Origin of the sequence: Chitinophaga japonensis (assembly GCF_007830125.1) — a bacterium.
Taxonomy (GTDB): Bacteria; Bacteroidota; Bacteroidia; order Chitinophagales; family Chitinophagaceae; genus Chitinophaga; species Chitinophaga japonensis.
Genome location: NZ_VLLG01000003.1, coordinates 705,078 through 718,069, shown reverse-complemented (window position 1 = coordinate 718,069; position 12,992 = coordinate 705,078). Strand labels below are relative to the sequence as shown.

14 protein-coding genes are annotated in these 12,992 nt (G+C 53.6%); all 14 read right to left on the bottom strand.

Translation table 11 applies throughout. The features are described 5' to 3' along the window. Window positions 1-363: a BlaI/MecI/CopY family transcriptional regulator gene (locus LX66_RS11940; protein ID WP_145713512.1), complete on the bottom strand. Its 363-nt coding sequence runs from the start codon at window positions 361-363 to the stop codon at window positions 1-3. A gap of 129 nt (window positions 364-492) precedes the next feature. Continuing rightward, window positions 493-1,620, bottom strand: a complete 1,128-nt coding sequence (locus LX66_RS11935; RefSeq protein WP_145713509.1) for a TlpA disulfide reductase family protein — start codon at window positions 1,618-1,620, stop codon at window positions 493-495. 106 nt (window positions 1,621-1,726) lie between these two features. Next, window positions 1,727-2,812, bottom strand: a complete 1,086-nt coding sequence (locus LX66_RS11930; RefSeq protein ID WP_145713506.1) for a TlpA disulfide reductase family protein — start codon at window positions 2,810-2,812, stop codon at window positions 1,727-1,729. A gap of 22 nt (window positions 2,813-2,834) precedes the next feature. Then, window positions 2,835-3,428, bottom strand: coding sequence for a bifunctional phosphoribosyl-AMP cyclohydrolase/phosphoribosyl-ATP diphosphatase HisIE (gene hisIE / locus LX66_RS11925; protein WP_145713503.1), 594 nt, complete (start codon window positions 3,426-3,428; stop codon window positions 2,835-2,837). 40 nt (window positions 3,429-3,468) lie between these two features. After that, the gene (gene hisF, locus LX66_RS11920) at window positions 3,469-4,224 is read right to left on the bottom strand and encodes an imidazole glycerol phosphate synthase subunit HisF (protein ID WP_145713500.1); all 756 of its coding nucleotides are present in this window, start codon (window positions 4,222-4,224) and stop codon (window positions 3,469-3,471) included. Window positions 4,225-4,327: 103 nt separating this feature from the next. Continuing rightward, window positions 4,328-5,485, bottom strand: coding sequence for a 1-(5-phosphoribosyl)-5-[(5-phosphoribosylamino)methylideneamino]imidazole-4-carboxamide isomerase (gene hisA, locus LX66_RS11915; protein ID WP_145713497.1), 1,158 nt, complete (start codon window positions 5,483-5,485; stop codon window positions 4,328-4,330). A gap of 2 nt (window positions 5,486-5,487) precedes the next feature. Further along, window positions 5,488-6,081: an imidazole glycerol phosphate synthase subunit HisH gene (hisH, locus tag LX66_RS11910; protein WP_145713494.1), complete on the bottom strand. Its 594-nt coding sequence runs from the start codon at window positions 6,079-6,081 to the stop codon at window positions 5,488-5,490. Between the two features lie 23 nt (window positions 6,082-6,104). Further along, complete coding sequence (gene trpA, locus LX66_RS11905) at window positions 6,105-6,872, bottom strand: tryptophan synthase subunit alpha (protein WP_145713491.1); 768 nt, start codon at window positions 6,870-6,872, stop codon at window positions 6,105-6,107. Window positions 6,873-6,890: 18 nt separating this feature from the next. Next, on the bottom strand, window positions 6,891-8,111 hold the full coding sequence (trpB, locus tag LX66_RS11900) for a tryptophan synthase subunit beta (RefSeq protein ID WP_145713488.1): 1,221 nt from the start codon (window positions 8,109-8,111) through the stop codon (window positions 6,891-6,893). Window positions 8,112-8,137: 26 nt separating this feature from the next. Next, a complete protein-coding gene (locus tag LX66_RS11895; protein ID WP_145713485.1) occupies window positions 8,138-8,767 on the bottom strand; it encodes a phosphoribosylanthranilate isomerase in 630 nt (209 codons plus the stop codon). 134 nt (window positions 8,768-8,901) lie between these two features. After that, complete coding sequence (gene trpC, locus LX66_RS11890) at window positions 8,902-9,705, bottom strand: indole-3-glycerol phosphate synthase TrpC (RefSeq protein WP_145713483.1); 804 nt, start codon at window positions 9,703-9,705, stop codon at window positions 8,902-8,904. A 42-nt stretch (window positions 9,706-9,747) separates the two neighbouring features. After that, window positions 9,748-10,746: an anthranilate phosphoribosyltransferase gene (gene trpD, locus LX66_RS11885; RefSeq protein WP_145713481.1), complete on the bottom strand. Its 999-nt coding sequence runs from the start codon at window positions 10,744-10,746 to the stop codon at window positions 9,748-9,750. A gap of 44 nt (window positions 10,747-10,790) precedes the next feature. Then, on the bottom strand, window positions 10,791-11,363 hold the full coding sequence (locus LX66_RS11880; protein WP_145713477.1) for an anthranilate synthase component II: 573 nt from the start codon (window positions 11,361-11,363) through the stop codon (window positions 10,791-10,793). Window positions 11,364-11,365: 2 nt separating this feature from the next. Then, the gene (locus LX66_RS11875) at window positions 11,366-12,775 is read right to left on the bottom strand and encodes an anthranilate synthase component I family protein (protein ID WP_145713474.1); all 1,410 of its coding nucleotides are present in this window, start codon (window positions 12,773-12,775) and stop codon (window positions 11,366-11,368) included. Window positions 12,776-12,992 lie beyond the last annotated feature (217 nt).

Below are 12,992 nucleotides of genomic sequence, written 5' to 3'. Positions count from 1 at the left end.
TTATTGCTTGTTATTCTCAATCAATGAAATGATCTCCTTCAGCTCTTCCGGGCTGATCTGCTTTTCCCGGGCAAAAAAGGTCACCAGGTCTTTATAGGAGTTGGCGAAATAGCTTTGCACAAAGCCGTTCATGAACTTCTTCTTGTACTCCTCCTCCCCTATGAGGGGCGTATACTCATACACGTTGCCCGTTTTCCGGCTTTGCAGGTATCCTTTCTTTTCCAGGTTCTTGATGGTAGAAGCCAGGGTGGTATAGGGCGGCGCCGGCGTTGCGTGCGCTTCCAGGAAATCCTTTACAATGCCTTTTCCCGTTTGCCATACCGCCTGCATGGCAGCTTCTTCGGGCTGTGTAAGCTTTTCCATGTGATCCGTTTTATAATACAAATTACGATTCTTTCGTAAATCTACGAACATTTCGTAAATAAACAAATAAAAAAAGCAACAAAACCAGCGGTTTTTATTGCTTTTTGGCTTTTTGCCTTAAATTATCACTTACTGTATTACTTCTCTCAGTTTCGTTTCCAGCGCTTCACCGCGGAGGTTCCTGGCAATGATCTTGCCCTGGGGGTCTATCAGGAAATTCTGGGGAATGGCCCGGATGCTGTACAATTCGGCGGCAGCGTTCTCCCAGCCTTTCAGGTCGGACACCTGCGTCCAGGAAAGGTTATCGGCCTGGATAGCAGCCAGCCATTTTTCCCTTTTACTGTCCAGGGACACGCCCAGGATATCAAAGCCCTTATCCTTGTAGCGGCTGTAGGCCCTTACCACGTTCGGATTTTCGGCGCGGCAGGGTCCGCACCAACTGGCCCAGAAATCCACCAGCACATATTTGCCCCGGAAAGAGCGGAGGCTTACCATTTTACCATCGGTACCGGCCTGGGAAAAATCAATGGCAGGCTGGCCCACGGCCGTTCTGCGCACTGCTTCCAGCCGCTGCACAAAGGCCTTACCGGATGCTGATTTCCGGATCTTCCGGTGCAGCTTCATGAACACCGGCTCTACTTCTGCGGGATTGATATCATAACCGGCATACTGGTTCAGCACATACATGGCAATGGGAGAGCCCGGATGCTCGTTCAGGTAGTTAAGCATAATGGCTTTTTCCTTTCCCTGCAGCTCGTCAAATTTCGGCTCCAGCTTTTTCATGCCTTCCTCATCCTTCGACATGTAAAGCTGCCGGTATTCTTTCTGTAAGTCTTTTATACGGGTGGTCACGTCTGCCAGCAGGCCGTTCAGCGCTTCAAATGCGTCGTTGGCGGCAGAGCCCTTCACTTCTGCATTATTAATGGAATCCTTTGCCGTAACGGTAATGGTGCCTTTGTCCAGGAACAGGGGTAATATATCCCGCTTTACAGGGCCGGGCATATCCGGCTGCGGGCCTGCCGCCACCATCATGATGCTGGCCATGGCTGGTTCTTTGAGGGTTCCTTTAAAAAAGAATTTCCCGTCCTTTATGCTGGCGCTGTCCAGTACGGTATCATCGACCTTGCGGATCTTCAGGTAAACTTTTGCCGGCGCCTGCACCGCTGCCACTGTTCCTTCAATAGTAAAAGGCTTTTCACCCTGCGCAAACAAGACCGCCGGCATCAATAGCGCAGCGGTCAGCATAGCTCTCTTCATAATAAATTATTACTCCATTTACTTTAGCATAACAAAATTGGCGAAATGCGCAGGCAAAGTCAAACTGATTGTGATAAACGGAGGGAGAGATGTGCAGATGTGCACCTCATTTCAGTATTTCCTCCAGTTTCGCTTCCAGGTCCTCACCGCGCAGGTTACGGGCAATGATACGCCCCTGCGGGTCTATCAGGAAATTGGCGGGAATGGAGCGGATGCCGTACTGTACGGCTACTTCATTGTTCCAGCCCTGCAGGTCGGATACGTGGGTCCAGGCCAGGCCGTCCTGGCTGATGGCCCTTACCCAGCGGGTTTTGTCCTGGTCCAGGGATACCCCAAGTATTGTGAAGTTCCTGTTCTTGAATTTGTTATAAGCTTTCACCACGTTCGGGTTCTCCTGGCGGCAGGGCCCGCACCAACTGGCCCAGAAATCCACCAGCACGTATTTGCCCCGGAAAGAGGAAAGCTTCACCGGCTTGCCTTGCACGTCGTTCTGCGCAAAATCCTCCGCCACTACGCCTACACCGCTCAGCTTTACGCTTTTGATGTACTGGCTGACGCTTTTGCCGTACTTGCTGTCCTGCAATGACTTATCCAGCCCTTCGAACAACTGTGCAAACTCTTCCGGCTGCAGGCGGGGCCGCAGCTCATTGATCAGCATCCAGAGGCTGGCCAGCGCTTTGGGATGTTGCTGTATGAAGGTTTTACCGGTTTTTACTACATCCTGGCTGAAGGCGGCAGCTTTCTTCCGGAAAGCGTCCTTGGCCGCCTCATCGTCGCCTGCTATGCCGGAGGCCTCGCTGTTAAGGGCCTGCGCCCTTTGTATCAGCGGTGAAAAAAGCTGCTGGTATTCCTGCAGCGCCTTGGTATTGTCATTGCCCTTTACGGCGCTGGCAACAGGAAAACCGGTCGCGGTGGCGGTTACCTGCTGCGGGGCCGGTCCGGGTACAAACAGCATGGGATAATCCACGCCTTCCAGGATCAAGGCATGCACGGAGGGCTCTTTTTGTTCCTTTATGGTAAAGCTGAACTGCCCGTTCTTCAGGACAGTAGAATCGTCCGGGTTATTGTCCGTATCATCAAACAGGTAAAGTTTCTTCCCATCTGCGCCGCTAATGGTCCCCGTAATTACCTGCTGGGCGTTGGCAATAGTGGCGCCTGCTAAACAGCAGACCGCTAAAAATAACTGCTTCATACTATAAATATATAAAAAAATATCACTTGTGCCGTTCCTTCAGCACTGCCAGTACATCAGACAGTTGGTGCCCCTTGGCGCTCAGCAGCACCAGGTAGTGGAACAGCAGGTCGGCGGCTTCGTTGAGGAACAGGTCCTTGTTATTGTCCTTGGCCTCGATCACGATCTCCACCGCTTCTTCGCCCACTTTCTGCGCTATCTTGTTAATGCCTTTGGCAAACAGGCGGGAGGTATAGGAGCTGTCGGAAGGATTGTTTTTCCGGTCTGCGATCACGCTTTCCAGGCGCGCCAGGAAATCGTTGCTCAGGTTCGGCTCGTTCCAGCAGGTATCTGCGCCGGTATGGCACACCGGCCCTACCGGGTTGGCCTTTATCAGCAGGGTATCATTGTCGCAGTCCACCTGCAGGTCCTGCAGCAGTAAAAAATGGCCGCTCTCCTCCCCTTTGGTCCACAAACGTTGTTTGGACCGGCTGAAGAAGGTGACCTTCTTTTCCTGCAGCGTCTTGTCCAGCGCTTCCTGGTTCATATAGCCCAGCATCAGCACCCGGAAGGTGGCTGCATCCTGTACAATGGCCGGTACCAGGCCGTCCGGCGATTTCTGAAAATTGATGTCCATGTTGAAGTAGCTTTTAGCTATTAGTGCTTAGCTGATAGCTTTAGAATCTTATGTTTACGCCTTTTTTATACAAATACTGTTTCAGCGCGGGTATCTCTATTTCCTTGTAATGGAAAATGCTGGCTGCCAGTGCGGCATCTGCCTGCGCCGTTTCAAATACGTCCACAAAATGCTCCATAGTGCCTGCCCCGCCGGATGCGATCACCGGCACGTTCAGGTTTTGGGACAGCAGCCCTGTAATGTCCAGGGCAAAGCCCTGCTTGGTGCCGTCGTTATTCATGGAGGTCAGCAATATCTCGCCGGCGCCGCGGCTCACGGCTTCTCTTGCCCAGTCATAGGCCTTCACATCGGTCTTTACCCGGCCGCCATTCAGGTACACGTACCAGTCGCCGTCCTCAAAGCGGGTATCAATAGCCAGCACAATGCACTGGCTGCCGAATTCGCGGGCCAGCTCGTCCACCAGCTCCGGCCTTTTGAAAGCGGAGGTATTGACGGATATCTTGTCTGCGCCGGACTGCAGGAGCACGCTCACATCCTCTACTGCGGCAATACCGCCGCCTACGGTGAAGGGAATGTTTACATGCCGGGCAATATTGGTGACCAGCTCCGCAAGCGTTTTTCTTCGTTCGTTCGTAGCCGTTATATCCAGGAACACCAGCTCATCTGCGCCCTGCTGTGCGTATAAAGCGCCCAGTTCTATGGGATCGCCGGCATCGCGTATATTCTCAAAGTTCACCCCTTTTACGGTGCGCCCGTCCTTGATGTCCAGGCAGGGGATGATTCTTTTAGTTAACATATGTTTGGTTTTTTCGTTAATTAATAATTAAGAATGAATAATTAATAATAATGGAGGCACTGTACAACTATATTTAAGCGCTACACTGCGTTATGATTATTAATTATTCATTCTTAATTATTAATTCTTTCAGCGCTTCCATTGTTATACGGCCTTCATAGATCGCTTTCCCGATAATGACGCCGCTGCATCCTGCTTCCTGCAGGTCCGTTACATCCTGTATATTGCTTACGCCGCCGCTGGCCACAAAATCGATGTCCGGGAAGCGTTCCAGTATCTTTTTATACAACGCAATGGAAGGCCCCTGCAGCAAGCCATCCTTTGCAATATCCGTACAGAAAATATGGCGTATGCCATGGCTGGTATGCTGCTCCAGGAAATCAAATACGGACAGGTCCGTAGTTTCCAGCCAGCCGCCTACGGCAATCTTCTCCTCTTTCACATCTGCGCCCAGGAATATTTTATCCGGACCGTATTGCCGCACCCAGCCAAAGAACAGCTCCGGGTCCTTTACGGCTATGCTGCCGATGGTAGCCAGCGCGGCGCCATTCTCAAATACGATGCGCAGGTCTTCACCGGTTTTAATGCCGCCCCCAAAATCCACTACCAGGGAAGTTTTCCCGGCAATGGCGTCCAGCACTTTCCAGTTCACCACGGCTCCTTTCCTGGCCCCGTCCAGGTCTACCAGGTGCAGGCGCTTCACACCGATGTCCTCGAATGTTTTGGCCACCTCCAGGGGATGCTCGTTGTATACTTTCTGCTGCGCGTAGTCGCCCTGGGTAAGCCGCACGCATTTGCCATCTATAATGTCGATGGCCGGTATGACCGTTAAATTCTTTTTGCCATGCAGGGTCTGTTCCATCCTTGTATAAGTGATATTGCTCTTTACAAAATATTCCCCGGCCCGTTTAAATCCCAGCCGGGTATAAAAGCCTTCGGCTGTTTGCCGGGCATTGCACCATAGCAGGGGAATGCCGGCTTCCCGGCAATGCTGCTGCATGTGCTTTATGAGCATGGAGCCGTAGCCCCTGCCCTGCGCTTCCTGCAGGGTGGCCAGCTTGCGGAACTGCGCCTCCCGCCCGTCCGGGAACAGTGAGCCCACGCTTACCAGCCGGCCTGCTTCCAGCACGCCAAAGTGGATGCCGTCCTGGTCCCGCTCCAGCCTTACCGCAGCCAGCGGCTGGCCGGGGTAGAGCAGGTCCCTGCGCAGGGGCAGCGTATCTTCAGCAGTGATCTGTTCTATAGTAATGCCTGTTCCCATCGTTACAACTTCAAGAAGCTCTCCAGCAGCCGGGCGCCGGCATCAGCCGACTTTTCCGGGTGGAACTGTACGGCATAAAAATTATCCTTCTGCAAAGCGGCGCTGTAATTGATCACGTAATTGGTAATGGCCACCGTGTCCGGTGACAGGGCGGCGTAGTAACTGTGCACAAAATACATGTAGCTGTTCTCCGGTACATGCTCAAACAGGGTGCTGTGCAGGCCTGCTATATTGTTCCAGCCTATCTGCGGTATTTTCAGCAGGTTGGGCACCGGCGACTGGAAGCGTTTCACCTCCACGTCAAACACGCCCAGGCAGGTCGTGTCATTTTCTTCAGAATGCCTGCACAGCAACTGCAGGCCCAGGCAGATGCCCAGCACGGGCTGCTGCAGGCTGACGATCAGCTTGTCCAGTCCCTTTTGCCGCAGGTACTGCATAGCGGTGCTGGCCTCCCCCACGCCGGGAAAGATCACCTTGTCCGCGCTGCGGATCTCTTCGGGATCATCCGTTACCGTTCCGCTCACGCCCAGCCGTTCCAGTGCAAAGAGCACTGAGCGGATATTGCCGGCGTTATATTTTATGATGGCTGTTTTCATGCTTGATTTTGTCTGCTCACTTGTTAGCGTATCGTTTGAATGAACTGTTGCACGGTGGCGTCTATATCTTTACTGTGCTCCATCGCCCTGATAAAAGCGGTGCCGATAATGGCGCCGTTGCTGTATGCGCAGGCTGTATCAAAGGTACGTTTGTCCCGGATGCCAAAGCCGATCAGCACCGGGTTTTTGAGCTGCAACCCCTTCAGGCGCTCAAAATAAGCCTGCTGGGCGCTCATATCCTTGTCCTTACCGGTGGTGGAAGAGGAAGATACCGCGTATACAAATCCCCTGCTCAGCGCGTCTATCTGCCGCACGCGCTCATCGCTGGTTTCCGGTGTGACCAGCAAGATAAGGTGCAGGCCGTACTTTTCAAACAGCGGCTTGTACTCCTGCTCATATTCCGCCATGGGCAGGTCGGGCAGGATAAGACCATCCACCCCTACGGCGGCACATTTTTCCAGGAATGCTTCCACACCGAATTGCAGTATGGGGTTCAGGTAACCCATCAATATAACGGGCAGGTGTATACGATCCCGGAATCCCTCCAATTGCCCGAACAGCTTCTTCAGGCTCATCCCATTCTGCAGGGCCCGGGTGCTGCTGTCCTGGATCACCGGTCCATCGGCCAGCGGATCGGAGAAGGGCATGCCCAGCTCTATCATGTCCGCGCCATGCGCCTGCAGGGCGGTCATTACCGGCAGGGTATCGTCCGGACCGGGAAAGCCGGCCGTGCAGTATATGTTCAGTATTCTTTCCTGTTTGCTTGCGAAAAGTTGATCTATGCGGTTCATATTATTAGCGGTTGGCGGTTAGCTTTTAGTGAATTGCTCCAGGTGCCGGATGTAAGTAGCCATGTCCTTGTCGCCGCGGCCGGACAGGCATACTACCACCACATCGTCCGGTTGCAGCGCCAGGTCGCCAAGCCTTGCCAATGCGTGAGACGATTCCAGCGCCGGGATGATGCCTTCCAGGCGGGTCAGCTCAAAGGCGGCAGCCAGCGCCTCATCATCCGTTGCATGCAGGAAACGGGCGCGCCCGGTCTCAAACAGGTGCGCATGCAGGGGGCCTACGCCCGGGTAATCCAGCCCTGCAGAAATGGAGTGCGGCTCCACGATCTGCCCGTCCTCAGTTTGCATCAGCAGGGTTTTGCTGGCATGTATCACACCCGGACGGCCCAACTGGGAGGTAGCAGCGGAGAAGCCGCTGTTCACGCCTTTACCGGCGGCTTCCACCGGTATCAACTGCACTTTTTCATGATCCAGGAAATGAAAGAAAGCGCCTGCCGCATTGCTGCCCCCGCCTACACAGGCCATTACATAGTCAGGATAGGCGCGGCCGGTCTTTTCCAGTAACTGCCGCATTATTTCCTCGCTGATCACGGACTGGAAGCGGGCTACCATATCCGGGTAAGGATGTGGTCCTACTACGGAGCCGATGATATAGTGTGTGTCCACCGGGTTATTGATCCAGTCGCGGATCGCTTCATTGGTAGCGTCCTTCAGGGTGCGGCTGCCGCTGGTGGCAGGCATTACCGTGGCGCCCAGCATTTTCATGCGGGCCACGTTGGGCGCCTGCCGCTCTATGTCCACGCTGCCCATGTACACCACGCATTCCATACCCATCAGCGCGCATACGGTGGCCGTAGCTACCCCATGCTGCCCGGCGCCGGTTTCCGCAATGATGCGTTTTTTGCCCAGGCGCTGCGCCAGCAATATCTGCCCGATGGTGTTATTGATCTTATGCGCGCCGGTATGGTTCAGGTCTTCCCGTTTCAGGTAAATGTTCGCCTGGTACTTTTCGGACAGGCGCTGCGCCAGGTACAGGGGCGAAGGCCGTCCTACATAATCGCTGAGCAGATGCGCGAACTGTTGCTGAAAACCGGTATCGGACAAGATCTGCATGTAGTTTTGCCGCAGCTCCTCCACGTTGGGATACAGCATTTCCGGTATGTAGGCGCCGCCAAAGCGGCCGTAGTAACCGTTCTTGTCCACATGGTACCTGGAACCACTTGTATTTACCGCGATGTCCATTATTCTATTTATTTTAAATAAGCTGTTTAAATATGCCTGATCTCCTCTACAAACTGTTGTACTTTTTGCAGGGCCTTGATGCCCGGTTTTGTTTCAAAACGGCTGTTCACATCCACCGCGTACAATGCGGGCAACTGCAACTGCGCTATGATGGCGGCATGCTCCGGCCCTATGCCCCCGCTCAGGAAAAAGGGCTGGTCAAAGGGATAGCTTTCCAGCAGCAGCCAGTCAAACTGCAGGCCGGTGCCTCCATAGGCATGCGCAGCAGCCGTGTCAAACAAAAAATAACTGCTGACGGGCAACCAGGGGGCCAGCTCCTGCCAGTTCACGTCCTGCCCTATACGAAAAGCTTTGATCACCGGCACCAATTGCTGCAGGGCGGCGCAGTACTCCGGCGTTTCGTTGCCGTGCAGTTGCACCATATCCAGGTTATAATCCGCAATCGTGCGCTTCACCAATGGCAGGTCCGCATCTACAAAAACGCCCACTTTCTGAATGCCTTCCGTTTCCCTCACGGTCCGGGCATCCAGCTTGTTGCCTGCAAAGCGGGGCGAGCGCTCATAAAAAATGAAACCCGCGTAATTCACTCCATATTGTACCAGGGCCTGCAGGTCCTGCGCCTGCGTAATGCCGCATACTTTTATCTTAAGGTTCATGTTATATTAAGAATGTAAAATGAAAAATTTCAAATGTAAAATGTAAAAGTTGGTGAAGAAGTATTACTAAGCCCATAAAACCACATTAAAGCATATTCCCCAACTTTTACATTTGAAATTTTACATTTAGCATTTTAAATTTTCTCCCTTGCTGCCCGCAATTCCGTTACAAAATGCTCAAAAGCCCGGGGCGGATCTTCCTGCTTCATGAAGTGCTCCCCGATCAGGAAGCCCTGGAAACCGGCCTGCTGCAGCGTTACAATTGCCGCCGGGTCGCTGATGCCGCTTTCCGCCACCTTGCATTTCCCGGCCGGTATTTTGGGCGCCAGCTCGCAGGAGCGGTTAAAGTCCACCTTGAAGGTGGTGAGGTCGCGGTTGTTTACGCCTACCAGGTGTACATGCTCCGTCACCTTCTCCAGTTGCCCTTCGCTGTGCACTTCCAGCAGCACTTCCAGGCCCAGGTTATGTGCAAACCGGGCCAGGTACGCTACTTCTGCAGCGCTAAGGCATTCCGCTATCAGCAGTATCACATCTGCGCCAATGGCCTTTGCTTCCAGTACCTGGTACTCATCTATCACGAAATCCTTCCGGAGAATGGGAATGTTGTTCAGGGTGCGGGCCTGCTGCAGATCATCTGCAGAGCCGCCGAAATATTTTTCATCCGTCAGCACCGACAGGCCGGAGGCGCCATAGCGTGTGTACGCCGTGGTTACTTCCTGCACGGTCGCCTTGCCGTTGATCACTCCTTTGGAAGGAGAACGGCGTTTGAACTCCGCGATGATACCGGTCTTGTCCGGGCTTTGCAAAAAGCTGCTTAAAGACAGGGGCGTGCGTTTAAACCAGGGCGCCTGTTCCAGGTCCGCCGCGCTGCGTAACTGTTTGCGGGCCGCCACCTCTGTTTGCTTGTGCGCTACTATTTCCGTTAAAATATTGTTCATTCGTTCATATTTTCTTACTTCCTAGTTCCTGCATCATACCTCCTACTGCTCCTGCAGGCTGATCAGCTTTTTAAACGCTGCGTAGGCCGCGCCGGATTCCAGCGAGGTCACTGCTGCCTGGAAACAGTCATCGTAGCTGGGGTATTTGCCCATACAATACAGTCCCATGGCGGCATTGGCCAGCACCACGGAATGCTGCGCCCAGGAGCCCTCCCCTTTCAATATCTTCATAAAGATGCGCGCAGCTTCCTCCACGGAATTGCCGCCATAAATATCTTCCGGGTGCACCTTGCGCCTGCCCAGTTGCTCCGGCGTCCAGTCCTGCTCGCCGCAGTTGGTGATAATGCGGGCATCGCTGGTCAGGGATATTTCATCGTAGCCGTCCAGGCTGTGCACGATCGCAAACTGCTTGTCCGTTTGCTGGAACAGGTAGTTGTATACCCGGGCCATTTCCAGGCTGTACACGCCTATGAGCTGGTACCTGGCAAAGGCGGGATTTACCAGGGGACCCAGCATGTTAAAGAAAGTGCGCACGCCCAATTGTCGCCGGATGCCCGCTACATGCTTAAGCGCCGGGTGGAACAGGGGCGCATGCAGGAAACAAACGCCTGCTTCCTCCACCTCCTGTCGCAGCTTCGCCTCATCGTTCTTGAACTTGTAACCGGCCGCCTCCATCAGGTTGGATGCGCCGCTGATGGAGGACACACCGTAGTTGCCATGCTTGGCCACCTTGGCGCCGGTCCCCGCTACAATAAAGCAGGACAGCGTGGAAATGTTGAACGTATTCTTGGCATCGCCGCCGGTGCCCACAATATCCAGCACATCATAACCGTCCAGGTTGACCGGTATGCACAGCTCCAGCAGCGCGTCACGGAAACCCAGCAGCTCATTGATGGTAATGCTGCGCATGAGATATACGGTCATAAAAGCGGCCAGCTCGCTTTCGTTGTACATCCCCTTGGAAATACCGATCAATATTTCTTTGGCCGCTTCGCGGCTGAAAGTTTTATGCTCAAACAGGTAGTTTAATATTTTCTTCATATGCTACTGATAAAGCGTTTACGTGTACTTGTGTATGCGGTTGCTTACTGCTCCAGCCAGTTCCTCAATATCTTTTCACCGTGGGGTGTAAGCACGCTTTCCGGGTGGAACTGCACGCCGCTTACGTCATATTGCGTATGCTGCAATCCCATAATGTAGCCGTGCTCATCGCGGGCAGTAATAGCCAGGTCGGCCGGCAGCCCCTGCTCATCCACCACCCAGGAGTGATAGCGCCCTACTTCCAGCCGGTCCGGCAGGCCGTTAAAGAGGCGGCCTTCGCGGGACACGATGTCCACCGGTGTAGCAATACCATGGTATACCTCTTTCAGGTTGATCAGCCCTGCACCAAAAGCCTGGCCGATGGCCTGCTGTCCCAGGCACACGCCGAATATGGATCTGGAAGGAGCGTATTCCCTGATCAGCGGCAGCAACAGGCCGGCTTCCTCCGGTATACCGGGACCGGGCGAGAGGATGATCTTGTCGTACTTCCCGATCTGTTCCAGCGGTATCTCATCGTTGCGGTACACGGTCACCTTCCCGTTAATGATCTTCTCTACCAGGTGCACCAGGTTATAGGTAAAAGAGTCGTAGTTATCGAACACCAGAATATTTGTCATTATCAGATCTTTTGAGCCAGGAGTATGGCCTGTTTTAATGCATTGAGTTTATTGTTCACCTCTTCCAGCTCCGAAACGGCTACGGACTTGGCCACTACGCCGGCGCCGGCCTGGTAATACAGGGTATTGGATTTGCTGAGCATGGAGCGGATCATGATGGCATGGTTAAAGTCGCCGTTAAACCCTACCGCGCCGATGCAGCCACCGTAAAAACCACGGGCCGTGGGCTCGTACTGGTCAATGATCTGCATGGCCCGGTACTTGGGCGCCCCGCTCAGGGTGCCGGCCGGGAAGGTAGCGGCCAGCAGGGAAAATGGATTCATGTCCGGCTGTATGCGGCCTGTCACTTCGCTGACCAGGTGTATCACATGCGAGTAGTACTGTATCTTGCGATAAGATTCCACCTCCACCTCCGCTGCATGACGGCTCAGGTCATTACGGGCCAGGTCTACCAGCATCACATGCTCCGCATTCTCCTTCGGGTCCTGCAGCAGCTTTTCCGCTAACTGCCGGTCCTGCACATCATCGCCGGTGCGGCGGAAAGTGCCGGCTATCGGGTGAATGGTGGCCTTGTGGTCCTTTATCACCAGTTGCGCCTCCGGGGAAGACCCCATCAGCTTGTAATCGCCATAATCAAAGTAGAAAAGATAAGGGGAAGGATTGATGGAACGGAGCGCGCGGTATACATTGAACTCATCTCCTTTATACTGCTGCCGGAAAGCGCGCGACAGCACCACCTGGAACACATCTCCCCGGAAACAGTGCTGCTTGCCCTGCTCCACCATCTGCATGTACGCGGCATCGGTCATGTTGCTCTCCTCCTCGCCTACGGTGCCAAAGCTGTAGGTGGGCACGTCTTTGTGCCGGATCAGGGACTCTATCAGCTCAAACTCGCTGTCCAACCCGTCTACCTGGTGCTCGCACAGGTATAGCTCATCCTTGAAGTGGTTAATGGCGATCACATACTGGTAGAAACGGTAACGCATCAACGGGATGGCGCTGCCATTAGGCTTCTGCCTGTTGAACTCGATGGTCTCAAAGAACTGTACGGCATCATAGGTTGTGTAACCGAACAGGCTGCGTACCACCGGCAAGGGAGCCTGACCGGAAAAGCTGAAATGGTTCAGGAACTGCTGCAGCTCGTCCAGCACGCTTTCCTTGCTTTTTAGCTGCTTCCGTTCCACCGGCAGGTTCGGGTATTTGAACTCAAAATTGCTGGTGGAGGTCACTTCAATGCCGGCGATGGGCTTTACGCAAATGAAGGAAAAGCTGTTCTCACTGGCGCGGTAGTCGGTACTTTCCAGCAACACCGTGCCCGGGAATTTATCGCGCAGGCGGAGGTAGATGCCCACCGGCGTGTACACATCCGCCAGCATTTGTTTTGACCTCGTTTTTACTTGAATGGTACGCATGAAGTTTGAAGTTTGAAGTAAGAGGTAGGAAGTATGACGAAAGAAGCGGGACGTATGAAGCAGGATGAAAGGTCCTGTATCGCGTCTTTCATCATACGTCATATCTCTTACTTCATATTTCCTACTACAAAAACCAGAAGGCCCGCTGTGTAACAGCGAGCCTTCCAGGTATAATTTATTTCATTACGAAACATGGCACTGTAACACAGCAATCAGG